At 53.9% G+C, this 24,719-nt stretch carries 25 protein-coding genes; 9 read left to right on the top strand and 16 right to left on the bottom strand.

The annotated features are described in order from the left end of the window. Nucleotides 1-15: 15 nt before the first annotated feature. Entirely contained in the window at nt 16-507 is a 492-nt protein-coding gene (locus AC5JPW_RS09540) for a YajQ family cyclic di-GMP-binding protein (protein WP_494239833.1), read from the bottom strand. A 140-nt stretch (nt 508-647) separates the two neighbouring features. Between AC5JPW_RS09540 and panE the strand changes: the two genes are divergently transcribed. Together panE and yajL are read left to right on the top strand one after the other, a co-directional pair. Beyond that, a complete protein-coding gene (gene panE, locus AC5JPW_RS09545) occupies nt 648-1,559 on the top strand; it encodes a 2-dehydropantoate 2-reductase (RefSeq protein ID WP_494239834.1) in 912 nt (303 codons plus the stop codon). Then, nucleotides 1,522-2,115 (top strand): protein deglycase YajL, encoded by a 594-nt coding sequence (yajL, locus tag AC5JPW_RS09550; protein ID WP_494239836.1) that lies wholly within the window; start codon nt 1,522-1,524, stop codon nt 2,113-2,115. The genes panE and yajL overlap by 38 nt, the downstream gene beginning before the upstream one ends. Before the next feature lie 44 nt (nt 2,116-2,159). On the opposite strand, the gene thiI is transcribed toward yajL, so the two are convergent. Then, on the bottom strand, nt 2,160-3,608 hold the full coding sequence (gene thiI, locus AC5JPW_RS09555; RefSeq protein WP_494241183.1) for a tRNA uracil 4-sulfurtransferase ThiI: 1,449 nt from the start codon (nt 3,606-3,608) through the stop codon (nt 2,160-2,162). A 205-nt stretch (nt 3,609-3,813) separates the two neighbouring features. On the opposite strand from thiI, the gene xseB reads away from it, so the two are divergent. The 4 genes from xseB to AC5JPW_RS09575 all read left to right on the top strand — a co-directional run bounded on the left by xseB (nt 3,814) and on the right by AC5JPW_RS09575 (nt 7,879). Next, complete coding sequence (gene xseB, locus AC5JPW_RS09560) at nt 3,814-4,056, top strand: exodeoxyribonuclease VII small subunit (RefSeq protein WP_494239837.1); 243 nt, start codon at nt 3,814-3,816, stop codon at nt 4,054-4,056. Continuing rightward, nucleotides 4,057-4,956, top strand: a complete 900-nt coding sequence (gene ispA / locus AC5JPW_RS09565; RefSeq protein ID WP_494239839.1) for a (2E,6E)-farnesyl diphosphate synthase — start codon at nt 4,057-4,059, stop codon at nt 4,954-4,956. Between the two features lie 22 nt (nt 4,957-4,978). Further along, entirely contained in the window at nt 4,979-6,841 is a 1,863-nt protein-coding gene (gene dxs / locus AC5JPW_RS09570; RefSeq protein WP_494239841.1) for a 1-deoxy-D-xylulose-5-phosphate synthase, read from the top strand. 63 nt (nt 6,842-6,904) lie between these two features. After that, on the top strand, nt 6,905-7,879 hold the full coding sequence (locus AC5JPW_RS09575; RefSeq protein WP_494239843.1) for an aldo/keto reductase: 975 nt from the start codon (nt 6,905-6,907) through the stop codon (nt 7,877-7,879). Between the two features lie 39 nt (nt 7,880-7,918). On the opposite strand, the gene pgpA is transcribed toward AC5JPW_RS09575, so the two are convergent. The 6 genes from pgpA to nrdR all read right to left on the bottom strand — a co-directional run bounded on the left by pgpA (nt 7,919) and on the right by nrdR (nt 12,025). Then, nucleotides 7,919-8,431 (bottom strand): phosphatidylglycerophosphatase A, encoded by a 513-nt coding sequence (gene pgpA / locus AC5JPW_RS09580; RefSeq protein ID WP_494241185.1) that lies wholly within the window; start codon nt 8,429-8,431, stop codon nt 7,919-7,921. Further along, the gene (gene thiL, locus AC5JPW_RS09585) at nt 8,415-9,392 is read right to left on the bottom strand and encodes a thiamine-phosphate kinase (RefSeq protein ID WP_494239844.1); all 978 of its coding nucleotides are present in this window, start codon (nt 9,390-9,392) and stop codon (nt 8,415-8,417) included. The genes pgpA and thiL overlap by 17 nt, the downstream gene beginning before the upstream one ends. 77 nt (nt 9,393-9,469) lie before the next feature. Next, on the bottom strand, nt 9,470-9,889 hold the full coding sequence (nusB, locus tag AC5JPW_RS09590) for a transcription antitermination factor NusB (RefSeq protein WP_494239846.1): 420 nt from the start codon (nt 9,887-9,889) through the stop codon (nt 9,470-9,472). A gap of 20 nt (nt 9,890-9,909) precedes the next feature. Then, complete coding sequence (gene ribH, locus AC5JPW_RS09595; RefSeq protein ID WP_494239848.1) at nt 9,910-10,380, bottom strand: 6,7-dimethyl-8-ribityllumazine synthase; 471 nt, start codon at nt 10,378-10,380, stop codon at nt 9,910-9,912. Between the two features lie 89 nt (nt 10,381-10,469). Next, on the bottom strand, nt 10,470-11,573 hold the full coding sequence (ribD, locus tag AC5JPW_RS09600; RefSeq protein ID WP_494239849.1) for a bifunctional diaminohydroxyphosphoribosylaminopyrimidine deaminase/5-amino-6-(5-phosphoribosylamino)uracil reductase RibD: 1,104 nt from the start codon (nt 11,571-11,573) through the stop codon (nt 10,470-10,472). Nucleotides 11,574-11,575: 2 nt separating this feature from the next. Then, nucleotides 11,576-12,025: a transcriptional regulator NrdR gene (nrdR, locus tag AC5JPW_RS09605; protein WP_458044238.1), complete on the bottom strand. Its 450-nt coding sequence runs from the start codon at nt 12,023-12,025 to the stop codon at nt 11,576-11,578. Between the two features lie 153 nt (nt 12,026-12,178). Here nrdR and AC5JPW_RS09610 point away from each other — a divergent pair, with 153 nt between their 5' ends. Together AC5JPW_RS09610 and AC5JPW_RS09615 are read left to right on the top strand one after the other, a co-directional pair. Beyond that, nucleotides 12,179-12,721 (top strand): SadB/YajI family lipoprotein, encoded by a 543-nt coding sequence (locus AC5JPW_RS09610; protein ID WP_494239851.1) that lies wholly within the window; start codon nt 12,179-12,181, stop codon nt 12,719-12,721. A 293-nt stretch (nt 12,722-13,014) separates the two neighbouring features. Next, complete coding sequence (locus tag AC5JPW_RS09615; RefSeq protein WP_494239852.1) at nt 13,015-13,899, top strand: nucleoside-specific channel-forming protein Tsx; 885 nt, start codon at nt 13,015-13,017, stop codon at nt 13,897-13,899. Between the two features lie 111 nt (nt 13,900-14,010). Here the strand turns inward: AC5JPW_RS09615 and yajD are convergent, their stop codons facing one another. The 6 genes from yajD to queA all read right to left on the bottom strand — a co-directional run bounded on the left by yajD (nt 14,011) and on the right by queA (nt 19,941). Then, nucleotides 14,011-14,358 (bottom strand): HNH nuclease YajD, encoded by a 348-nt coding sequence (yajD, locus tag AC5JPW_RS09620; protein ID WP_494239853.1) that lies wholly within the window; start codon nt 14,356-14,358, stop codon nt 14,011-14,013. Between the two features lie 120 nt (nt 14,359-14,478). Beyond that, the gene (secF, locus tag AC5JPW_RS09625; RefSeq protein ID WP_494239855.1) at nt 14,479-15,450 is read right to left on the bottom strand and encodes a protein translocase subunit SecF; all 972 of its coding nucleotides are present in this window, start codon (nt 15,448-15,450) and stop codon (nt 14,479-14,481) included. A 10-nt stretch (nt 15,451-15,460) separates the two neighbouring features. Further along, the gene (secD, locus tag AC5JPW_RS09630; RefSeq protein WP_494239856.1) at nt 15,461-17,308 is read right to left on the bottom strand and encodes a protein translocase subunit SecD; all 1,848 of its coding nucleotides are present in this window, start codon (nt 17,306-17,308) and stop codon (nt 15,461-15,463) included. A 27-nt stretch (nt 17,309-17,335) separates the two neighbouring features. After that, complete coding sequence (yajC, locus tag AC5JPW_RS09635) at nt 17,336-17,668, bottom strand: preprotein translocase subunit YajC (protein WP_437887293.1); 333 nt, start codon at nt 17,666-17,668, stop codon at nt 17,336-17,338. A gap of 22 nt (nt 17,669-17,690) precedes the next feature. Further along, nucleotides 17,691-18,818: a tRNA guanosine(34) transglycosylase Tgt gene (gene tgt / locus AC5JPW_RS09640; RefSeq protein WP_494239857.1), complete on the bottom strand. Its 1,128-nt coding sequence runs from the start codon at nt 18,816-18,818 to the stop codon at nt 17,691-17,693. A gap of 52 nt (nt 18,819-18,870) precedes the next feature. Next, nucleotides 18,871-19,941 carry a tRNA preQ1(34) S-adenosylmethionine ribosyltransferase-isomerase QueA gene (gene queA / locus AC5JPW_RS09645; protein WP_494239858.1) on the bottom strand — a complete coding sequence of 357 codons (1,071 nt, stop codon included), beginning with the start codon at nt 19,939-19,941 and terminating at the stop codon, nt 18,871-18,873. 92 nt (nt 19,942-20,033) lie between these two features. On the opposite strand from queA, the gene acpH reads away from it, so the two are divergent. Further along, nucleotides 20,034-20,615, top strand: a complete 582-nt coding sequence (acpH, locus tag AC5JPW_RS09650; RefSeq protein ID WP_494239860.1) for an ACP phosphodiesterase — start codon at nt 20,034-20,036, stop codon at nt 20,613-20,615. A 1-nt stretch (nt 20,616) separates the two neighbouring features. On the opposite strand, the gene AC5JPW_RS09655 is transcribed toward acpH, so the two are convergent. Together AC5JPW_RS09655 and AC5JPW_RS09660 are read right to left on the bottom strand one after the other, a co-directional pair. Next, nucleotides 20,617-22,014 carry a DUF3999 family protein gene (locus tag AC5JPW_RS09655; protein ID WP_494239861.1) on the bottom strand — a complete coding sequence of 466 codons (1,398 nt, stop codon included), beginning with the start codon at nt 22,012-22,014 and terminating at the stop codon, nt 20,617-20,619. Next, the gene (locus tag AC5JPW_RS09660) at nt 22,011-24,692 is read right to left on the bottom strand and encodes a DUF2339 domain-containing protein (RefSeq protein ID WP_494239863.1); all 2,682 of its coding nucleotides are present in this window, start codon (nt 24,690-24,692) and stop codon (nt 22,011-22,013) included. The genes AC5JPW_RS09655 and AC5JPW_RS09660 overlap by 4 nt, the downstream gene beginning before the upstream one ends. Between the last annotated feature and the right edge of the window lie 27 nt (nt 24,693-24,719).

Genomic DNA, 24,719 nt, shown 5'->3' on the forward strand with positions numbered 1-24,719 from the left:
TTCATTCATCTTCCGTTAGTCGCGGAAGTTTTTGAACTGGAACGGCTGCCCCAGATTGCCACCGCGCACCAGCGCCATCGCAGCCTGAAGGTCATCACGGGCTTTGCCAGTCACACGTAGCTCTTCCCCCTGAATCTGGGTCTGCACTTTCAGTTTGCTCTCTTTGATAAGCTTAACGATTTTCTTCGCCACGTCGCTCTCAATACCCTGCTTGAGCTTGGCTTCAACAAACCAGGTTTTGCCACTGTGTACAAACTCTTCAGGAACTTCCAGAGACGTGCCTTCAATGCCGCGTTTCAGCAACTTAGCGCGCAGAATATCCAGTAACTGATTGACCTGGAAATCAGACTCACTGAGTACTTTGATGGTCTTATTCTTCTCGTTCAGCTCAATTGTGGCTTCAACATTACGAAAATCGAAACGGGTTTCAAGTTCGCGAGTCGCATTCTCGATCGCGTTGCGGACTTCCTGAAGTTCAACCTCAGAAACAATATCGAAAGATGGCATCTTTTCTTCTCCCTCAGTGTTTATTGCGATGCATAATACCCGCAACGAAGCATAACTCAACTTGTAATGGCCGGAAGCATCCCCGACGGCGCTATACTGAAAGCAGTAACACCTGGCGCAGTTGCAGGTGAGGAGGAAAAATGAAAATTACCGTACTTGGATGCGGTGCGTTAGGGCAATTGTGGCTGACAGCACTGCACAAGCATGGGCATGAGGTTCAGGGCTGGTTACGTGTTCCTCAGCCCTTTTGCAGTGTGAACGTGGTTGATGAAGATGGCTCTATTTTTAATGAATCCCTGACCGTGAACGATCCGGAATTTCTTGCACATAGTGATTTGCTGCTGGTGACGCTAAAGGCCTGGCAAGTTTCCGACGCCGTTAAAGGCCTCGCAGGCACACTGCCAAAATCCACCCCGATTTTGCTTATCCATAACGGTATGGGCACCGTCGATGAACTGAAAAGTCTTGAACAGCCACTGCTAATTGGTACCACTACCCATGCGGCTCGCCGCGACGGGAACGTCATTGTGCACGTCGCCAGTGGTACCACGCACATTGGCCCGGGCCGCCAACAGGATGGTGATTTCAGCTACCTGGCAGAAATTCTGCAAGAGGTGCTCCCTGACGTCGCGTGGCACAACAATATTCGCCCGGCGCTGTGGCGTAAACTGGCCGTTAACTGCGTAATCAACCCGATTACCGCGCTCCAGGAGTGCAAAAACGGCGAGCTGCGCGACTTCCCTGAAGAAATCAGAAAAGTCACCCACGAAGTTGCCGCCGTCATTGAACGCGAAGGCCACCATATTTCTGCTGATGAACTGCTGGATTACGTCTATCAGATTATCGAAAACACAGCGGAAAATGTCTCATCCATGCTGCAGGATATTCGTGCCATGCGGCATACAGAGTGTGATTACATCACTGGCTATCTGCTGCGTCGCGCCCGGGCGCACGGCATTGCGGTACCGGAAAATGCCCGCTTGTATGATTTAGTGAAACGTAAGGAGAGTGAGTATGAGCGCGTCAGCTCTGGTATGTCTCGCCCCTGGTAGTGAAGAGACCGAAGCGGTCACCACTATCGACCTTCTGGTGCGTGGTGGCATTGCTGTCACCACCGCCAGCGTTGCCAGCGACGGCAGCCTCGCGGTCACCTGCTCGCGCGGTGTCAAACTTCTTGCCGATGCGCCGCTGGTCGCCGTGGCTGACGGGGATTTTGACGTGATAGTGTTACCCGGCGGCATCAAAGGCGCAGAAAATTTCCGCGACAGTCCGCTGCTGGTAGAAACCGTCAGACAATTTCATCTCTCCGGTCGTGTGGTCGCCACCATTTGTGCTACAGCCGCTACGGTACTGGTGCCCCATGATTTGTTCCCGATTGGCAACATGACCGGTTTCCCGGCACTCAAAGAGAAAATCCCGGAAGACCAGTGGCAGGATAAACGCGTCGTCTGGGACCCAAGGGTAAAGCTCATCACCAGTCAGGGACCAGGAACCTCTATCGATTTCGCGTTGAAGATTATTGACGTGCTGGTCGGGCGGGAAAAAGCCCATGAAGTGGCAAAACAGCTGGTGATACCGGCCGGAATTTATAACTACTACGAAGCCTGAAAAAACACTGCCGGATGGCGACTCAACGCCACCCGGCAAAACCACTACGGGCGATAAACTTTCACGTTTTTAAAGCCCTGCTCCAGCAGATAGAGCGCCTGCAGACGGCTCATCACACCGCGCTCACACCACAGCAGCCAGTTTTTGCTCTGGTCGAGGTCGCCAAATTTGGTGCTCAGTTTGTAGAACGGCAGCGAGACCACTTCCACGCCGTCAACCACCAGTGGTTTAGCATCCTGTTCATCAATTGAACGGATATCCAGCAGCATGTCGTTCGGACCGAAACCGCTCACCGTTTCGACTTCAACAACCTCTTGTGTCGTCTGCTCGGCAATCACACGAATGTCGATATTAGAGGCTTCAGCCACGACTTTATCGAGGATGGTGAAATCGAAGTTCCCTTCTTCCGCTTCGATTTTGGCTTTCACAGCTTTCACGGTCGGGCTTTTTGAAATCACGCCGCAATATTCCGGCATGGTACGCGCGAAATCTTCAGTACCAATTTCACGGGCCAGATCGATGATGTGCTCTTTATCGTAAGAAATCAGTGGGCGCAGGATCAGCGTGTCGGAGACGTTATCAATCAAGCGCAGGTTGGTCAGCGTCTGGCTGGAGACCTGCCCCAGTGCTTCGCCGGTGACCAGTGCCTGCACGCCGTAACGTTCGGCAACCTGAGAGGCAGCGCGAACCATCATGCGTTTGAGCACCACGCCCATCTGCCCATCTTCAACTTTTTCGAGAATTTCGCCTACAACCGGTTCAAAGTTGATCGCGACAAAACGCACGCGGTGGGAGCTGCCGAAGCGGTTCCACAAATAGTGCGCCACCTGGCGAACACCGATTTCATGCGCAGCACCACCGAGGTTGAAGAAGCAGTAATGCACGCGGCAGCCGCGACGCATCAGCATGTAGCTGGACACACCGGAGTCGAAACCACCAGAGATCAGCGACAGGACGTCTTCCTGAGTGCCGATTGGGAAACCACCGATACCTTCGTAGCGGCCTTTAACCAGCAGCAGACGATCGTCTTCGATTTCCAGGTTTACGGTGATATCCGGATGGGTCAGCTTCACGCGGGCCGTTTCGATATGCTGGTTCAGCCCACCGCCGACATAGCGCTCGACTTCAATGGAGCTGAATTCGTGTTTACCACGACGTTTTGCACGTACGCAGAAGGTTTTGCCTTCCAGCTTCTCGCGCCAGGCTTCCAGCGTTTTTTCGAAGATGTCATGCATGGAGGTGAAAGGCACATCTTCCACTTCCAGAATATGGTGAATACCCGGAATACGGGTCAGCGCATCGCGAATAACCAGACGCTGGTTTTCATCTTTTGCGCGGACTTCAATGTTATCCCAGTGGCGAACGACCGCGAGGGTCTCGTCGTATTGCTTCAGAACGTTACGAATATTCCCGGTCAGGATCTTAATAAAGCGCAAACGCACAGATTGGCTTTTGATGGTGATTTCCGGGAACAATTTAATGATAAACTTCATGGCGGCAAGGGTTCGTTGGCAAGCCCGGTTGGGCTTCTCAGAAAAAAATACAGCAGCCCACACCTGCGGCTGCATCCAGGCGCAGAAGTATACCACCATCACGGCGCTCCTGTGTATTTTGCATGACCCTTGCGCGTTATTTGCTTAGCCTCGCGACTTCGCTACCATAGTAAAGTCGGAACACAATGAGAGTCAGACAGTCATTATGCCAAAGAAAAAAGACGCACCTGCCAGCTTTGAAACCGCGCTGAGCGAACTGGAACAGATTGTTACTCGTCTTGAAAGCGGCGACCTGCCGCTGGAAGATGCCCTCAATGAATTCGAACGTGGCGTACAACTGGCCCGACAGGGGCAAGTCAAACTCCAGCAGGCGGAGCAGCGTGTGCAAATTTTGCTGTCCGATAACGAGGAAGCGCCCTTAACGCCGTTCACCCCGGATAACGAGTAAATGGACTTTAATCAACAGCTCCAGGCGTGCGTTGAGCACGCCAACGATGCCCTGCGACGCTTTATCGCCCCCCTGCCCTTTCAGAACTCTCCTCTGGTTGAAGCGATGGAGTATGGCGCATTATTAGGTGGCAAACGCCTGCGTCCCTTCCTGGTGTACGCGACGGGCATGATGTTCGGCGTCAGCCGGGAAACGCTGGATGCGCCAGCCGCAGCGGTAGAGTGCATCCACGCTTACTCGCTGATTCATGATGACTTGCCTGCCATGGACGATGACGATCTCCGCCGTGGTCAGCCAACCTGCCATATCAAATTTGGCGAAGCCAATGCGATTCTGGCAGGCGATGCACTGCAAACGCTGGCATTTTCAATTCTCAGCGAGGCCCCGATGTCAGATGTCGCTGCCGAAGATCGCCTGGCGATGGTCCGTGAGCTGGCGTTCGCCAGCGGTGCGGCAGGCATGTGTGCCGGGCAGGCGCTGGATTTAGCGGCGGAAGGAAAATCCGTCGATTTGCAGGCACTTGAACAGATTCATCGTCATAAAACCGGTGCCCTGATTCGTGCTGCCGTGAAAATGGGCGCATTAAGTGCCGGAAAAGCGGGCCGGGAATGGCTGCCAATACTGGATAAATACGCGCAATGTATTGGTCTGGCGTTCCAGGTTCAGGATGACATACTGGATGTTGTCGGCGATACTGCGACCCTTGGAAAACGCCAGGGAGCCGATCAGCAACTCGGTAAAAGTACCTACCCTGCGTTACTGGGCCTTGAGCAAGCCCAGGTAAAAGCCCGTTTGCTGATTGCAGAGGCTCGCCAGTCGTTAGACCTGCTGGCGGCGCAATCACTGGATACAACGGCACTGGAAGCACTGGCTGATTACATAATCCAGCGTGATAAATAATGACAACACGAATGAGTCTCCGATGAGTTTTGATATAGCCAAATACCCGACGCTGGCGCTGGTCGATTCCACTGCGGAATTGCGTTCGCTGCCAAAAGAGAGCCTGCCGAAACTGTGCGATGAACTGCGTCGCTACCTGCTCGACAGCGTGAGCCGCTCCAGCGGGCACTTTGCCTCCGGGCTTGGCACGGTGGAATTAACCGTGGCACTGCACTACGTCTATAACACGCCGTTTGACCAACTCATCTGGGATGTCGGCCATCAGGCATACCCGCATAAAATTCTGACCGGACGCCGTGACCGCATTGGCACGATTCGCCAGAAGAACGGCTTACACCCCTTCCCCTGGCGTGGCGAGAGCGAGTACGACGTCTTGAGCGTTGGCCACTCGTCAACCTCTATCAGCGCGGGCATCGGGATTGCCGTTGCCGCCGCAAAAGAGGGCAAACAGCGTCGCACCGTTTGTGTGATTGGCGATGGCGCGATCACCGCAGGTATGGCGTTTGAAGCGATGAACCACGCGGGCGATATTCGTCCGGATATGCTGGTCGTGCTTAACGATAATGAGATGTCGATTTCCGAGAACGTGGGCGCGCTGAACAACCATCTGGCGCAACTGCTCTCCGGCAAGCTCTACTCCACCCTGCGTGAAGGTGGCAAAAAAGTTCTTTCCGGCGTGCCGCCGATCAAAGAGCTGATTAAACGTACCGAAGAACACATCAAAGGCATGGTCGTGCCGGGAACGCTGTTTGAAGAACTGGGCTTTAACTACATAGGCCCGGTGGACGGGCATGACGTGCTCGGTCTGGTACAAACCCTGAAAAACATGCGTGGTCTGAAAGGCCCGCAGTTCCTGCACATCATGACCAAGAAAGGCCGTGGCTATGAGCCCGCCGAAAAAGATCCGATCACCTTCCATGCGGTGCCGAAGTTCGACCCCACCAGCGGAACGTTGCCGAAAAGCAGCGGCGGCATGCCCAGCTACTCTAAAATCTTTGGTGACTGGCTGTGCGAAATGGCGGCCAAAGACAGCAAATTAATGGCCGTTACCCCCGCAATGCGTGAAGGTTCCGGCATGGTGGAGTTTTCCCGCAAATTCCCGGATCAATACTTTGACGTGGCGATCGCTGAACAGCATGCCGTCACCTTCGCCGCAGGGCTGGCGATCGGTGGCTATAAACCGATCGTAGCGATCTACTCCACCTTCCTGCAGCGCGCTTACGATCAGGTGATCCACGACGTTGCTATTCAAAAACTGCCGGTGCTGTTTGCTATCGACCGTGCGGGGATTGTGGGTGCGGACGGTCAGACCCATCAGGGCGCGTTTGATATCTCTTATCTGCGCTGCATTCCGGATATGGTCATCATGACCCCAAGTGACGAAAACGAATGCCGCCAGATGCTCTTCACCGGCTACCACCACAATGAAGGCCCAAGTGCTGTGCGCTATCCACGCGGGAACGCAGTTGGCGTGACGCTGGAACCGCTGCAGAAATTGCCTCTGGGCAAAGGGGTGGTGAAGCGTGAAGGCGAGAAAATTGCCATTCTCAACTTCGGTACGCTGTTGCCGGAAGCCGAGAAAGCCGCAGAAGCACTGAACGCGACGCTGGTCGACATGCGTTTCGTTAAACCGCTGGATACCACGCTGATTTTGCAAATGGCTGCACGCCATGAGGCATTAATCACCCTGGAAGAGAATGCGATTATCGGTGGTGCTGGCAGCGGGGTGAATGACGTCCTGATGTCCCACCGTAAACCGGTTCCGGTACTGAACCTGGGATTACCGGATTTCTTCATTCCTCAGGGTACCCAAGATGAAGCCCGTGCCGAAGTGGGCCTGGATGCCGCTGGTATAGAATCCCGCATCACGCGCTGGCTCGCATAACCTCCTCTACCGCTCCTGCTATGCTTAACGGTAACGAATTTAATCATAAGCAGGAGTGGACCCATGCAATACAACACGTTAGGAAAAACAGACCTTAAGGTTTCGCGCCTTTGTCTTGGCTGCATGACGTTTGGCGAACCTGACCGGGGTAATCACGCCTGGACGCTGCCGGAAGAGAGCAGCCGTCTTCTTATCCAGCACGCGCTAAATGGCGGCATTAACTTTTTCGATACCGCAAACAGCTACTCCGACGGTAGCAGTGAAGAGATCGTGGGCCGTGCGTTGCGTGATTTTGCCCGCCGTGACGAGGTCGTCGTGGCAACCAAAGTCTATTACCCGTCCGGTACGTTAAGCGAAGGGCTTTCACGCGCACAGATCCTGCGTTCCATTGACGACAGCCTCACGCGCCTGGGCATGGATTACGTGGATTTGCTGCAAATCCACCGCTGGGACTACAACACCCCGATTGAAGAGACGCTCGAAGCACTGAACGACGTGGTGAAGGCCGGGAAAGCACGCTATATCGGAGCGTCTTCCATGCATGCCAGCCAATTTGCCCAGGCTCTTGAGCTACAGAAAAAGCACGGCTGGGCACCGTTTGTCACCATGCAGGACCACTACAACCTGATTTACCGTGAAGAAGAGCGTGACATGCTGCCGCTTTGCTATCAGGAAGGTGTCGCTGTGATTCCGTGGAGCCCCCTGGCACGCGGTCGCCTGACACGCCCCTGGGGCGAAACCACGGCGCGTCTGGTGTCCGATCAGGTAGGGAGAAATCTCTATAACGAAAATGATGAAAACGACGCGCAGATTGCCGAACGTCTGGGCGCTATTGCTGAAGAAACCGGTGCCACGCGCGCGCAGGTCGCACTGGCATGGCTGCTGAGCAAACCCGGCGTTGCCGCACCCATTATTGGTGCATCACGCGAAGAGCAGCTTGAGGAGTTATTGCAGGCGGTGGATCTGACGTTGAAACCTGAGCAAGTTGCCGAAATGGAAACCCCTTACAAACAGCACCCGGTGGTCGGGTTTAAGTAAGAAGCCAGATGCTTCCCTCTCCAGCCGGAGAGGGAATGCTCACATGATGCCAATCGGCCAGTGATGGCCCACTGCATACAGAATGCCTGCGGAGATAATCCCGGCGATAATATCATCCACCATAATCCCCATCCCGCCGTGAACATTGCGGTCAAACCAGCGGATTGGCCAGGGCTTCCACATATCCAGAACGCGAAAAATCACAAACCCTGCGGCGACCCACTGCCAGTCATAAGTCGGTAGTGCCATCAGCGTTATCCACATCCCGATGAACTCATCCCAGACAATGCTGCCGTGGTCATGAACCCCCATGTCTTTTGCGGTGCGATGGCAAAGATAGACACCGAGGCTTATCCCGAGCATCACCAGCAGCGAATAGAGCTGCCAGGGAAGAAAGGTCATCAGATACCAGAACGGAATCGACGCCAGCGACCCCATTGTGCCTGGCATGATGGGACTTAACCCGCTGCCAAATCCTGTAGCCAACAGGTGCCACGGGTTACTCATTTTGAGACGGTTTTTGGCAATATCTTTCTTAAAGAGTGGCAAAATGGTCGTATCCTTTCCAGTCGAGCGTCACTGCCTTGTCGTCACGGGTAAAATGCATGCCTTCAACATCGGCACTCATCTGCCCAATACAGGTTATCGGCGCACCCAGATGGGCAACAGCAACGTCCAGCGCCCCCCGGTTCAGTTCAGGAACGGTAAAGCACAACTCGTAATCCTCACCACCGGAAAGCGCCCAGCGGAGCGCCTGATCCGCATCAACATGGCGTTTAACCGCCTCTGAATACGGCAGCGCGTCCAGGTCAATGCGCGCACCACACTCGCTTGCAGCAAGAATATGGCCGAGGTCAGAAATCAGTCCGTCAGAAAGATCGATAGCCGCATTGGCCAGATTACGCAACGCCTGCCCGTGTAGTACGCGAGGGGTTGGGCGCAGATGACGCTGAATCAGGTAGCGGGAGTCCGTTTCATTACTGACCTGCAATCGGTCCTGCAAAATGGCCAGCCCGGCCGCGCTGTCACCCGGTGTCCCGGTCACATAAATCCAGTCTCCCGGTTTAGCCCCGGAACGCTTAATAGCCCGGCCAACCGGCACATAGCCGTGAATACCCAGCGTCATGGAAAGTGGACCCCGCGTGGTGTCCCCGCCAATAAGCTGCATATCGTAATAACTGAGCTGTTCGAAAAGACTATCGCTGAAAGCCTTAAGCCAGGCTTCGTCAACGTTTGGTAGGGTCAGTGCCAGCGTAAGCCACGCAGGATCGGCGCCCATGGCAGCCAGATCGCTCACGTTTACCGCCAGCGCTTTATAGGCCAGATCGGCAGGATCAATATCAGGAAGAAAATGAATGCCCGACACCAGAGTGTCAGTGCTGATTGCCAGAGTCTGTTTTTCAGGGACGTTGAGCAGTGCACAGTCGTCACCAATGCCCGTTTCGACATCGCGACGCGCGTTTTTTACACGGTCAAAATAACGGGCAATCAGGGAAAATTCGCCGCATGCCATACGTTATGCCTCAGCATAGAAAAGAAAAAAGCCGGATAGAGTGCGGTTAGACATCGCACCCCATTCCGGCTTGAGGATCATTTTTTGTTGGGACGAATCACAGGCGCGGCTTTGTCGAGCACACCATTAACAAACTTATGGCTATCTTCAGCACCGAAGGTTTTCGCCAGTTCGATAGCTTCGTTAATCGCCACTTTGTACGGCACGTCTGAACGTTTGGAGAGCTCAAACAGTGCAATACGCAGTACCGCTTTCTCTACCTGGCCCAGCTCTTCGAGCAGACGGGACAGGTACGGCTTCATCAGGCCGTCGAGATACGCGCTGTTAGTCGCCACCCCGCTTAACAGTTCACGGAAGTACGCGACGTCAACATCTTTAACGTCCTGTTCCGCCAGGAACTGGTATTCGACATCAGCGACGTCGTTTTGGGACAACTGCCAGGAGTAGAGTGCCTGGACAGCACACTCACGGGCGCGGCGACGAGCAGCAGGTTTCACGGATTTCCCCTTACAAAAAATCAGGCCTTAATGGCTTTCAATACATTAATCATTTCAAGCGCGGTCAATGCAGCTTCCGCACCTTTGTTGCCAGCTTTGGTGCCAGCACGCTCAATAGCTTGTTCAATGCTTTCGGTGGTCAACACACCAAAAGCAACCGGGATTTCGCTGTCCTGTGCAACATGCAACAGGCCATTGCTTGCACCACCGGCCACATATTCAAAGTGAGCTGTACCGCCACGAATAACCGTACCCAGCGCAATCACCGCGTCATATTTACCGGTTTTTGCCAGTGCACCTGCCGCCAGTGGCAGCTCGTAAGCACCTGGAACCCATACAACGGTAATATTTTTATCTTTTACCTGGCCGATACGTTTCAGGGCGTCAACCGCACCTTCAAGCAGGCTGTCATTGATAAAGTTGTTGAAACGCGCAATGGTGATGGCGACGCGAGCGTCCGGGGCAGCAACGTTAGCTTCAATAATGTTCATACTCTTCCTTCACAGGTTCAGTTCAGACCCCGCAGGGGGGCGGATTTTATCATAATATTTGACGCGCTGCTTCCCTTTTACAGGAGTGGCTACGCGTGGGTGAGATGCAGGCAGACATCGGGGCCAACCTGGCGTATCTCGTTGAATTTAAAACCAGGTGCATCTGCGAGTGCATCAAGCCCTGGCAGCACACACAATCCTCTGGCATTAGAACCCAGGAGTTTCGGTGCCAGATATACAATCAGTTCATCCACAAGACCCGCCTGCAGCAGCGCGCCTGCCAGATTTGCCCCCGCCTCAACCCAGATGCTGTTGATCTGCTGTTTACCCAGCAACATCATCATTGAGACAAGATCGACGCGCCCGTTGTATTCCGGCACGGAAATATCGCGCACTGACTCAGGCCAGGCGCGGCTGTCAGGCGCGGTGCGCGCAAACCAGGTTTCGCCCGGTTCGTGAACCAGTGCATGCTCCGGCGTCACGCGGTTTTTGCTGTCCACCACAATGCGCAGCGGCTGGCGCACATTTTCTTGCGGATAAAGCGCCTGAATATCGGCACTCAGTTCATCCCAACGCACCGTCAGTTTAGGATTGTCTGCCAGTACAGTCTCGCTGCTGGTGAGGATAGCGTGACTTTGTGCACGCAGGCGCTGAACATCGCGACGGGCTTGTGGTGAAGTGATCCACTGGCTTTCGCCGTTTGCCATCGCGGTTCGACCATCCAGCGAGGCACCCAGTTTTAGCTGTACATAAGGGAAGCCCGTGCGCATACGCTTGAGGAAGCCTTTATTCAACGCTTCAGCATCCGCCATCATCAGGCTATGGCTGACTTCAATACCTTCCTGTTGCAATCGATAGAGACCACGGCCCTGCACCTGAGGGTTAGGATCCTGCATAGCCGCAACGACACGCGTCACGCCGGCATTGATCAAAGCCTCACAACACGGAGGCGTGCGACCATGATGGCTGCAAGGTTCAAGGGTGACATAAGCCGTTGCCCCTTTTGCCTTCTCACCCGCCATGCGCAGTGCGTGGACTTCGGCGTGCGGCTCACCTGCACGATAGTGGAATCCTTCGCCCACGATTTCGTCGTCTTTGACGATAACACACCCGACATTCGGGTTAGGGTGTGTTGTGAAACGCCCGCGTTGCGCTAGTTTCAGCGCCCGCGCCATGTACATTTCGTCCTGCATGATCAGTCCTGTAAGCGGGCGATCTCTTCGCCAAATTCACGAATATCTTCGAAACTGCGATAAACCGAAGCAAAACGGATATAGGCCACTTTATCGAGCTTCTTGAGCTGCTCCATGACCAGATTGCCAATCATCTTACTGGCAATTTCACGTTCACCGGTCGCACGCAATTGTGACTTGATATGATTCAGCGCCATTTCAACGTCATCCGCGCTGACCGGGCGTTTTTCAAGGGCTTTCAGTATGCCACGACGCAATTTGTCTTCATTGAACGGTTCACGAACATCATTACTTTTGATGACCCGCGGCATCACCAGCTCTGCCACCTCAAAGGTAGTGAAACGTTCATTGCATACCAGACACTGACGACGGCGGCGAACAGATGATCCTTCCCCCACAAGGCGAGAATCGATTACTTTGGTATCCACGGCGAAACAGAATGGGCAATGCATACGACGTCCTGACGTGTGAGTTAATTAAAATCTATTTTACCCTGAACTGGCGTGACAACAAAGACGGGCCGATTTTGAGACAATGGATAGATGGCAACACAGCCGTTGCTGGCTACCATTAAGAATATCTTCAATTTCAAGGAAACAGACACAATGACAAGACGTTACCTAAGATCCCTGTTACTGGGAAGCGTTTTTGCCCTCAGCGCCTGCGCGCAGCAAGGTGAAGTACAACAGCTGCATCAGAGCGTGAGTACATTGAATAATGAAATGAGCAAGCTGAACAAGGAAACCGTGAAAATCACCCAACAAAACGCACTGAACGCAAAATCCAGTAGTGGTGTGTATTTGCTTCCTGGTTCCAATACCCCGGCGCGACTGAACAGCCAGGTAGGCATGCTGCGTATGTCACTGAAAAATATCGCCCCTAATGCAGGCGGTACACGCATAACGCTGCGTATCCAGGGTGAATCAAACGATCCACTCCCCGCATTTAACGGTACCGTGGAATGGGGTCAGATTCAGGGAACGACTGAAAACTATCAGGAAGTTAACGTCCAGAATCAGTTGATGAGCGCCCCGGCAAGCACGCTCGCGCCGAGTGATGTTGACGTCTCACTCCAGTTAAATGGCATCACCCCCGATCAGCTAGGCTTTGTTCGCATCCACGACATTCAACCCGCCACGGCTGAATAATTCACAGGGAATTTGTCGCCCTTTTTCATACTTTGTAACCCCTCCTCCGCCGTCTGATCACAATCAGGCGGCTTTCATTTATTGGCAACAATGATGATCCTCAGTACAATCCTCGCTGTTTATTACACGCAAACGTGAACGCAATCGATTACGTATGTGTTAGTAATGTGAAACAACACATATTTTTGTGAGCAAGGATACTTATAATAACCTCGCAGAAACATGAAACATTTAGAAACGCAATGCGTGCATTCTTTCATTCCCGCAAGGGATCTCTTATTAGTGGCATAACTATGAAAAATACATTACTTGCAGCTGGCGCTGCGCTGGCGATTTCAACGTCTTTCTCCGTGAGTGCGGCGGAAACCAACAAACCTGAATATGTCTCCGACTGGTGGCATCAGAGCGTTAACGTTGTGGGCAGCTACCACACCCGCTTCGGACCGCAGATTCGTAACGATACCTACCTGGAATACGAAGCTTTCGCGAAGAAAGACTGGTTCGACTTCTACGGTTATATGGATGCACCGGTATTCTTCGGTGGTAACACTGACGCGAAAGGTATCTGGAACCACGGTTCTCCGCTGTTTATGGAGATCGAACCGCGCTTCTCCATCGACAAGCTGACCGGTGCAGACCTGAGCTTCGGCCCGTTCAAAGAGTGGTACTTCGCGAACAACTACATTTATGACATGGGCCGTAATGAGACTGGTCGCCAGAGCACCTGGTACATGGGTCTGGGTACCGATATCGACACCGGCCTGCCAATGAGCCTGTCTCTGAACGTATACGCGAAATACCAGTGGCAGAACTACAAAGCCGCTAACGAGAACGAGTGGGACGGCTACCGTTTCAAAGTGAAATACTTTGTGCCGATCACCTCCCTGTGGGGCGGTCAGTTGAGCTACATCGGCTTCACTAACTTCGACTGGGGTTCAGATCTGGGTGACAAAGATTTCCGTGACCTGAACGGTAACAAAGCGCGTACCAATAACTCCATCGCATCCAGCCACATCCTGTCTCTGAGCTACGATCACTGGCACTACTCTGCTGTTGCGCGTTACTGGCACAACGGTGGTCAGTGGAATGACGATGCAAGCCTGAACTTCGGCAACGGCGATTTCAGCGTACGTTCTACCGGCTGGGGTGGTTACCTGGTTGTGGGTTACAACTTCTAAGCGAAGTTGTCCCTGTCCTGAAAAGGATGACCAGAAGCGAAAAAGCACCGAACGAGATCTTCGTCGGTGCTTTTTTTATTCATAACTCTCTGTTGGCGCGGTAAGACTGTTTTACTTCTTCTTATTCAACATCGATTTCAGATCGGCGAAGGGATTATAGGTCGCCTCTCCCACATCCTTTTGTGCATCCTCACCCGCAACAACCGTAGAACCATACTGATCCGCTTCGGTATATTTCGAATGTTCATGATCGTGACAGAACAAGCAAAGCAGTTCCCAATTACTGCCGTCTTCAGGGTTGTTGGTATGATCGTGATCCATATGGTGCACGGTTAGTTCACGCAGGTTCGAATACACAAACTCACGTGAACAACGACCGCATACCCACGGAAACAGTTTTAATGCCTTTTCACGATAGCCGCTTTCCAGCCGCGTGTAGTTTTTAGGGATAATTGCCATAAGGATGTCAGTACCTGAGTCAGTATCGGATTAGCGACAGTTTCATGTGCTCCTGCCTTTTTATCAATGATAAAAAAAACCGCAGCACGAAGGCTACGGTTTTTCAAAGCAGAGGCCAGATTAAGGCAGAATTGACGGTTGATCCGCCCCTTCTTTCTCCACTTTCTGCTGGAGCAAGTGCTCACGCTTCATGCCCAGTTTCAGCGCCAGTGCGGAAGCCACGTAAATAGACGAGGCAGTACCGATAGAAACACCGATTAACATGGTCAGTGAGAAGCCAGCCAGAATCGGACCACCAAACAGATACAGCATCAGAATAACCACCAACGTCGTACCGGACGTGATCAACGTACGGTGTAGCGTCTGAGTCAACGACACGTTAAAGATCTCGTATGGCGTGCCGCGGCGGATCTTACGGAAGTTCTCACGAATACGGTCAGATACCACGATACTGTCGTTCAGCGAGTAACCGATAACCGACATTAACGAGGCCACAATGGTCAGGTCAATTTCGATATGGAACAGTGACAGAACGCCCATGGTGATTACCACGTCGTGCGCAAGTGCAATAACCACACCTGCAGCAAGACGCCACTCGAAGCGGAAACCGACATACGTCAGGATACAGAGCAGCGCCACCAACAACGCCATCGCACCGGTCTGGGCCAGATCTGCACCGACGCTAGGGCCAACGAATTCAATACGTTTAACCGTCGCGTGCTGGTTGGTCGATTCGTTGATCACGTTAACGACCTTGCTCCCCAGCTCCTGACTGCCATTGGCATCTTTCACTGGGGGCATACGTACCATGATGTCACGGCTGCTGCCGAAGTTCTGCAGCAGAGGCTCCTCAAAGCCCGCCTTTTCCAGTGACAGGCGCATTTGGTCCATATCAACCGGGTTTTCCAGCGTAATTTCGATAACCGTACCACCGGTAAAATCCAGGCCCCAGTTAAAACCGCGTACACCCATAATGGCGATGGACACGATCAACAGCAGACCTGAGATACCGAACGCCCAGTTATCCCAGCGCATAAAGTCCCAGACTTTACGGCCGTAGTTCAATTGTTCAACAGTATATTCCTGTGCCACAACGCACTCCTCAGATAGACAGCTTTTTAACGCGCTTGCCGCCGTACAGCAGGTTCACGATGGCACGGGTGCCGACGATAGCGGTAAACATTGAGGTCGCCACACCGATACCGGTGGTAATAGCAAAGCCTTTAATGGCACCAGTACCGACTGCGTACAGGATAAGAACTTTGATAAGCGTCGTGATGTTCGCATCGAAAATAGAACTGAACGCCCCACGGTAACCTTCGTCGATCGCCTGTTGTACTGTACGTCCGTTGCTCAACTCTTCTTTGATACGTTCGTTAATCAGTACGTTAGCATCAACCGCCACCGCAAGGGTTAGCACGATCCCCGCAATCCCCGGCATGGTTAGTGTCGCCCCAGGCAGCAGCGACATAATGCCGACAATCAGCACAAGGTTCGCAATCAGCGCGCTTGTCGCAATCAGACCGAACTTCTTATAGAAGAAGATCATGAAGATGATTGAAACGACGAGGCCTGCCAGACACGCTTCGAGACCCTGAGTGATGTTTTGCATCCCAAGGGTTGGACCAATTGTACGTTCTTCAACAATCTGGATTGGGGCAATCAGCGCACCCGCACGCAGCAGCAGAGAAAGCTGGCGCGCTTCATTCGGGTTGTTGATACCGGTGATACGGAAGCTGTTACCCAGACGAGACTGGATGTTGGCGATGTTAATCACCTCTTCCTCTTTCACCAGCACTGAACGACCGTTAGCATCTTTCTTACCGCTGTCTTTGTACTCCACAAACAAGGTCGCCATCGGTTTACCGATATTGTCCTTAGTGAAGTTAGACATGATGTTACCGCCTGCGCTGTCCAGCGAGATGTTAACCTGCGGCTGGTTGTACTCGTCCTGGCTGGAGGTGGAGTCGGTAATATGGTCACCGGTCAGGATCACGCGTTTGTACAGCACAACTGGCTGACCTTCACGGGTCTGTTTGACCTCAGAATCACCCGGCACGCGGCCTGCTGCAGCGGCAGACTGGTCCACATTGCTGTTGACCAGACGGAATTCCAGCGTCGCCGTAGCGCCCAGAATTTCTTTTGCACGTGCGGTGTCCTGGATACCTGGCAATTCGACGACGATACGGTCAGCACCCTGACGTTGCACCAGCGGCTCAGCAACACCCAGTTGGTTAACACGGTTACGCAGAATGTTGATGTTCTGCTGAACCGCATACTCACGCGCTTCGCTCAAACGGGCATCGGTCATGACCGCACGCAGAACGTTATCGCCCTGGTTCGTCAGAACCAGATCGCGGTGGCGGGCAGTGAGGTAGGTGTTTGCCTGATCGCGGGTTGCAGAATCGCGGAACTGAATGCTCAGACCGTAATTATCTTCCTTACGCACATTGGTGTAAGGAATGCCTTTCTCGCGCAGATCGCTACGCAGGCCATCGGTATTTTGTTCCTGAAGCTTGCCGAGCGCGGTATCCATATCGACTTCCATCAGGAAGTGCACACCGCCACGCAGATCGAGACCCAGTTTCATGGGCTCGGCATTGATTTTGGTCAGCCAATATGGGGTCGCAGGAGCAAGGTTGAGCGCCACGACAAATTGATCGCCGAGTTCAGTCACCAGCGCTTCACGAGCGCGTAACTGAATGTCGGTAGTGTCAAAGCGAGCAAGAATAGCGCCGTTTTCCAGTGCCACAGACTTCGCGTTGATTTTTTCTTCTTGTAGAGTTTTCTGGACCTGGATCAGCGTTTGTTCACTGGCGGCGACACCGCGCGCGCCAGTGACCTGAACAGCCGGATCCTCACCATACAGGTTGGGAAGTGCGTACAGCAGGCCGACGATAATAACGACGACCAGCATGATGTACTTCCACAAAGGATAACGGTTTAACACGGCAGTTCCCTTTGGGAAAACAAGAAATTACAGCGCCTTCATTGTGCCTTTCGGCAGAACGGCAGCTACGAAGTCACGTTTGATAACCACTTCAGTGGTATCGTTCAGTGCGATAGCCAGGTAGCCAGTGTCAGCTACTTTGGTTACGCGACCAACCAGACCGCCAGTAGTCAGAACTTCATCGCCTTTAGCAATGGAGCTCATCAGGTTTTTGTGCTCTTTAGTACGCTTCTGCTGAGGGCGCAGGATCATGAAATAGAAAATCAGACCAAACACCGCCAACATCAGGATCAGAGACATCGGGCTACCCTGCGCCGGTGCGCCGCCTGCTGCTACCGCATCAGAAATAAAAAAGCTCATTCAAATTCCCTCATTATTTATATTAATCAACGTTCAAAGCCGGAACATCCCGTCCCTGACGTTGGTAAAAATCGGTCACGAAGCTCTCTAATTTACCCTCTTCAATAGCCTTGCGTAAACCAGCCATTAAACGCTGGTAATATCGCAAGTTATGAATGGTATTGAGTCGCGCGCCCAATATCTCGTTGCAACGGTCAAGGTGATGCAGGTAAGCGAGAGAATAATGGCGACAGGTATAGCAATCGCACTCAGCGTCGAGTGGGCCAGTATCGCTCTTATATTTCGCATTACGGATTTTCACCACACCGTTGGTCACAAACAGATGACCATTACGGGCATTACGGGTTGGCATTACGCAGTCGAACATATCGATGCCACGACGCACACCTTCCACCAGATCTTCTGGCTTCCCGACGCCCATCAGGTAACGCGGTTTATCTGCCGGAATTTGCGGGCAAACATGTTCCAGAATACGGTGCATATCTGCTTTAGGCTCGCCAACAGCCAAACCGCCGACAGCGTAGCCATCAAAGCCAATCTCTACCAGACCTTTGACGGAGATATCACGTAAATCTTCGTAAACACTGCCCTGAATGATACCAAACAGCGCATTGGGGTTTTCCAGCGAATCAAAACGGTCACGGCTGCGTTTTGCCCAGCGCAACGACATTTCCATCGAGCGCTTAGCATAATCCCAATCCGCCGGATATGGCGTACATTCGTCAAAGATCATCACGATATCGGAACCGAGATCGTACTGAATCTCCATCGACTTTTCAGGATCAAGGAAAATCGGATCGCCGTTGATCGGATTACGGAAGTGTACGCCCGCCTCGGTTATCTTACGGATGTCCCCCAGGCTGAAGACCTGGAAGCCACCTGAATCGGTGAGAATCGGCCCTTTCCACTGCATAAAGTCATGCAGATCGCCGTGCAGCTTCATGATCTCCTGACCAGGACGCAGCCATAAATGGAAGGTATTACCGAGGATGATTTGCGCACCGGTCTCTTCAACTTCTTCCGGCGTCATCCCTTTGACGGTGCCGTAGGTGCCGACAGGCATAAATGCAGGCGTTTCCACCACGCCACGGTCAAACACCAGACGGCCGCGGCGTGCGCGACCATCAGTGGTATCCAGTTCAAATTTCATGTTTTCTCCAGCGTCAGAAAAACAGTCTGACGTTTATATCAATGTCGCGGATTTATTCCCCGACACGCTCAGAAATAGCCTGCGGATTGTACGTGATAAACATCGCATCACCGTAACTAAAAAAGCGATATTTGTGCGCAACCGCTTCCTGATAGGCGTGCATGGTGTGCTTATAGCCTGCAAAGGCTGAAACCAGCATGATCAGGGTCGATTCCGGCAGGTGGAAGTTGGTCACCAGCGCATCAATCACTTTGTACTGATAGCCCGGGTAGATAAAGATTTGCGTATCACCAAAGAACGGCTCAATCAGATCCTGTTTTGCAGCCTGAGCAGCGCTTTCCAGCGAACGAACCGAGGTGGTACCGACGGCAATCACTCGGTTTCCACGCGCTTTTGCCGCCAGAACTGCGTCCACCACCTCTTGCGGCACTTCCGCATATTCGGAGTGCATAATGTGATCTTCAATGCTGTCCACGCGTACGGGCTGGAAAGTGCCCGCACCGACGTGCAACGTGACAAACGCCATTTCGATGCCTTTCTCGCGCAGACGCGCTAACAGCGGCTCGTCAAAGTGCAGACCGGCTGTCGGGGCGGCAACCGCACCAGGTTTCTGGCTGTAGACAGTCTGATACAGTTCACGGTCAGCGTCTTCATCCGGGCGGTCGATATATGGCGGCAGCGGCATATGGCCGATGGCATTAAGAATATCCAGCACCGGGCGTACATCATTAAACTCAACTTCGAACAGCGCATCGTGACGCGCCACCATCGTGGCCTGAATGCTTTCATCGTCGCCGAGCAGCAGTTCTGCCCCCGGTTTTGGCGCTTTAGATGCGCGAATATGTGCCAGAATACGTTTATCGTCGAGCATGCGCTCAACCAGCACTTCAATCTTACCGCCGCTGGCTTTACGCCCAAACAGGCGCGCCGGAATCACACGGGTGTTGTTGAAGACCAACAGGTCGCCAGGGTTGAGCTTGTCGAGCAAATCGGTGAAAGTGTCGTGCGACAGCGCGCCCGTCGGCCCCTCCAGTGACAGCAAGCGGCAACCGCTGCGTTCAGGCTGTGGATAGTGGGCAATCAGGGATTCTGGCAACTCAAAGGAAAAATCGGCAACGCGCATGACACTAACTCGAGACATAATTAAGAGGCGGGTAGTCTAGTGCCCACGCTCTCTCGCTGCAACTGATAGCGACTTTTGGAACCCATATAACAATGAATTTTCTGGCTCACCTGCATCTGGCTCATCTCGCGGACAGTTCACTGTCCGGCAATTTACTGGCCGATTTTGTTCGCGGAAACCCGGACTCGCTCTACCCTGCCGACGTGGTCGCGGGGATTCATATGCATCGCCGCATTGATGTGCTGACCGATAATCTGCCGGAAGTGAAGGAAGCACGTCAGTGGTTCCGCCCGGAAACCCGCCGCGTCGCCCCCATTACGCTTGATGTGATGTGGGACCATTTCCTCTCGCGCCACTGGGCAGAAATCGCCCCACAAACCCCGCTCGTCGAGTTTGTCGACTATGCCCAGGCGCAAATAAACACCATCCTTCCTGACGCCCCGCCACGCTTCGTTAACCTCAACGACTATTTGTGGTCGGAACGCTGGCTGGAGCGCTACCGTGAGATGGATTTTATTCAGCGCGTACTCAATGGCATGGCCAGTCGTCGCCCCAAACTCGATGCTTTGCGCGACTCCTGGCAGGATCTGGACCAACATTATGCCGAGCTGGAGCAACTGTTCTGGCAGTTTTACCCGCGCATGATGGCGCAGGCAAAAGCCCGGACGCTCTGAGTCAGGTAGCGTTATTGTCTTTTTGAATATCTCGCCAGATTCGCAGCGCCATCCATGCCAGCGCCAACACTCCGAGAACCAGCACGCCCCAGACTAACAGAGTTTGCCACTGGCTCTGTCTGTCAGCCGGAGAAACCGCACTCAGTCGGGATTCCCCCCCCAGTTTGATGCGCTCATGCGCCACCGCATCCGGCAAATTTTCCGGTGCGTGCTGCGCGCGCAGGCCTGCAGGAATGAGACTGTCGAGCGGAATAGCCGCCTGCGTCGCCGCTTTATTGCCCCAGGCAAGGATAAACGGCCCGCTGCCCTGCGCATTGAAGATAAGGCGCTGGCTTTCACGCAGGCCAGACACCTGCGGCAGCATATCCGGAAGATGCGCATTAACTGTCGTCAAGCGGATCCCCTGAATCAGGTGCCCCGGGATCGCAATGTCATCCGACACCTGATCGTTGAGATGGAACAGCACGTCTTTGGTCAGAGGCTGCCATTTGTCTTCTGCCGTCGCACGCCAGGCCAGTTCAACAGGCAATACGCCCTCGTCCTCCAGCTTGATGGAGAGCGCGCTCAGCGGCTGCGGTTGCGACCATTGATACTGAGCTTCATCCGCAGAAATACGGTTTGCCCAACCGACAAGACTGACATTTTCCGCCACATTTTCCTGAACATTCTCAACAACAGTCGCACGGGTCAGTGTGACGGGCAGTTTCGGCGTATCAAACACCAACAACAAGTAGCGAGGCCCTTCCGTCGACATCGTGAGACTGGCATTGATTTTGTTCAGCGTCAGCCGATCACTTCCGCTGGCAATATCCATTAACGGCGCGTCTTTTTGCAACAGCCCCCACTCGCGCATATCGGTACTGTAATAAAGCGACGCTTTGCCCTGCCAGTTCACCATGGGTTTATCCCAGCCGAGCTGTAGCTGTGAGACGCTCATTGCATCGGATGCTTTTTCCGGCAGTGCCAGTAAGTAACTCTGCCCAATACCCTCGATGCGCTCACCTTCTAGCTTGATTTCATAACCATTCGGCGATCGCAGCCAGACCCGCTCCCCCTGCACATCATCGCTGTTCATCGGCTCAACGGGCGATGCAGAAAGCGGGAAGATACGCAAATCAGTCGTGTTAGCGGTTGTCGGTGCCTGTTTTTGCGCTTCGAGTGAGAATGGGACGCGCTCGCCCTGGTGGTTGAATACCCGCAGGTCACGGAGATCGGGCCACGCGCTCTGCTGGTAAACTTCAGCAGGCAAATTAACGCGATACCAGGGAGAGTCCTCAGTGGTGGCAAGCGCCCGCCCCCAGCCGTAATCTTGCGGCGTTTCGGGCGTGTCGTCACGGGCAAATCCGGTTGATGCTACGCTGAGGAGTGCGCCAATAGCGACGTATCTCATCCATTTCATGATTTTTCTTCCTCGTTGAACGCTTTTGTCTCTTTTGGCGGTAACGGGGAAAAATAGCCCACAATCAGCACCAGCACAGCAACGCCAATAAAGGCTACCGCCCGCGCCAGACCACCGCCACCCGCACTGTCCACCAACATCAATTTGATAATCACCACACCCAGCAGCCCGGCACCGCAGAGCCATTCACGCCTGGAACCACGGCGATTGGCCAACAGCATCACCACCAGCGCACCCAGCATCCAGAACAGGGCAAAGGTCGTCTGGATTAAACGAGAATGCCAAAGAGCATCAACATTCCAGTCCACACCCGCGTAATTTGCCAGGGCGCGCAACAGCACGCCATTTATCCACCAGAAACTCAGTGCCAGTAATAGCATCGGAACCACACGGGGTACCCATGGCAGATAACGCGCTAAGTGAGGCGTACAGTACCGCACCCACGCAAAAAGTCCGAGCAGAGCAAATGCCGCCCCCTCTTCCAGTGGGTTAATCAGCGGCAGATAAAGCATGTGAATAACCCGTGCATCCTGCACATTGGCCATCACCAGCAAAATAACGAGCACGGGTACCAGAGGAGCTAACCCCAGAGTGCCATAGAGTTCAGGCCAGACCCGAAACGGCCAGATGCCACGGCGGATACCCGCAAGAGTGAGCAAAATAACGACGCCGCACGCCGCCATCAGCAGGCCACTACTCCACGCTCCCATTCCCCATGGCAGCGTGTCGACGAACCAGTAAAGTTCCGCGCCAAATGCCAGCAATACCATCCAGGCCAGTGAAAGATGCAAGATACGTGAGAGCAGTGCGACAAGCGCTCCCCCTTCACGATGCAGCAACAACAACGCCGACGGCAAAGCCACACACCAGGCCAGGTTTTGCCAACCCGCAGCAAGCAGATGTGACTCATTTGCCAGTTGCCAGAATAAAACGACCAGCATGGCAGGCCACAGCAGCCACACGGCGAAATGGATCGCCTCCCAGCCCAGTCGCTGGCTGGCAGTGCGCCAGATCCAGACTGACAGGCTCAGCAGGGCAAGCAGACCAAAAGCCTCTTCGACACCAGGTGGTCTGGCAAGCCACGATAATCCCCATAGCGCAACAAGCCAAAAGGCAATGCCTCCGGCAAGCAAGACTTCGCTACCGATACGTTGAATGCCGCGCCAAAGCCAGGCGGCCACCAGCCAGGTAACACTGAGCACGGCAAAAATCACCAGCATGGACAAGGCCGTCAGAGCGTCATTAAGTGCCCAGAGTGCACTGCCCAATGCCAGTACCAGCAATCCGGTACCGCTGTAGCTCATGCGCCGCTGTCCTTGCATCACGCCCAACCAGAGAATACCGAGCCCTTCCAGTGCCCAGGCCATCGCCGTCCAGCGGGCAGAGAGCGCCAGTGGAATCGCCAGCGTGGCGAAGGCACCTCCGAGGGCCAGAGCCGCCAGCACCAGGGGTTTTCCGGCCGCCGGGAAACGCTTCAGTGCACCATAGGCAAGTAGTAGGTAGAACGCACCAAAACCCAGAGAACTCAACGCCGGGCCGTAGGTCAGATGCTGCGTGATGGCGTATTGCATCCCGAACCCAACCAGCGGCGGAGCAAAGAGCAGAACGCCATCCACAATGCGCTCGCCACGTTTTTGTGCGCGCAATGACAGCACGACGCTCAGCACGCCAAAGAGGATCAGGTTCGCCATCAGGAATAGCAGGCAACTCAGATAATAATCCGGACGGTAATCGGCAATGCCCCAGACTCCAGCAACACCAAAGGTGAACAGCATGCCCAGCAGGTTAAGCTCACGCCAGTGCTGCCAGATGCTGATAATCAGAATGCCAGCGGAGAGTAAGAGGTAGAAAGAGAACAGTGCAATATGGCTACCACCGCCGGTCGAGAGCAATAACGGTGCCGCATAACCGCCAAGACTTGCCAGCATCGCCAGACTGAGCGCACGTTGCAGCACGGCAAGCCCAACACTCGCGGCACAAATCATCAGCAACAGGCCAAACGCCAGGGTCATGGGCAGCATTTGCCATAGCCGGAAGGCACCGAACACCGTCATATAGAGCGCGCCCGTTGCACCACCTTGCAGAATGAGCGAAAAGACCGGCTGTTTTCGCCGTAAGCGCCAGCCGATAAACAGCAGCGCGATGGCTCCCAGCGCGGCAACCACCAGACGCAGAGAGAGCGGGAAGAGAGAATTTTCGACACTGTAACGGAACAGGAAGCCCAGTCCGAGGAACAGCAGCACAATACCCAGTTTTGCCAAAGGGTTGCCCTGCATAAACCAGCGAACCAGCGAGGTGGTCATGCCGCCAAACGGACTGGGGGTTTTCGCCGCACTAACAACAGCTGCAGGTGTAGCCGCCATTTTCGCCGCAACAGGCGTCCCCCTTGCCCACACATTAGCAGGCGCGGATTCAGGCTCAACCCTTTTTTCAGGTTCAGGTGCAGGTTCCGGCTCAACGGCTGCGGGAGGAGAAAGAGGCGCGTCTACCTGCGCCTCCGGCGCCAGGCTCACCGGTTGCCCAACGAGGCGTTGTTCGAGCGTCGCCACTCGCTGTCGCAGTTGCGACAGCTCACTTTGCGCGGCGTTACTTCTTCGGAATGCAATAACCGCCAGGGCGGGTACAACCACCACCAGCATAAACAGTACGAGACAGGCTAACAGCACCAGTTCATCCATGATCTCACCTTCATTTCTGAGCGTGAG

Source organism: Phytobacter sp. (genome assembly GCF_059074235.1).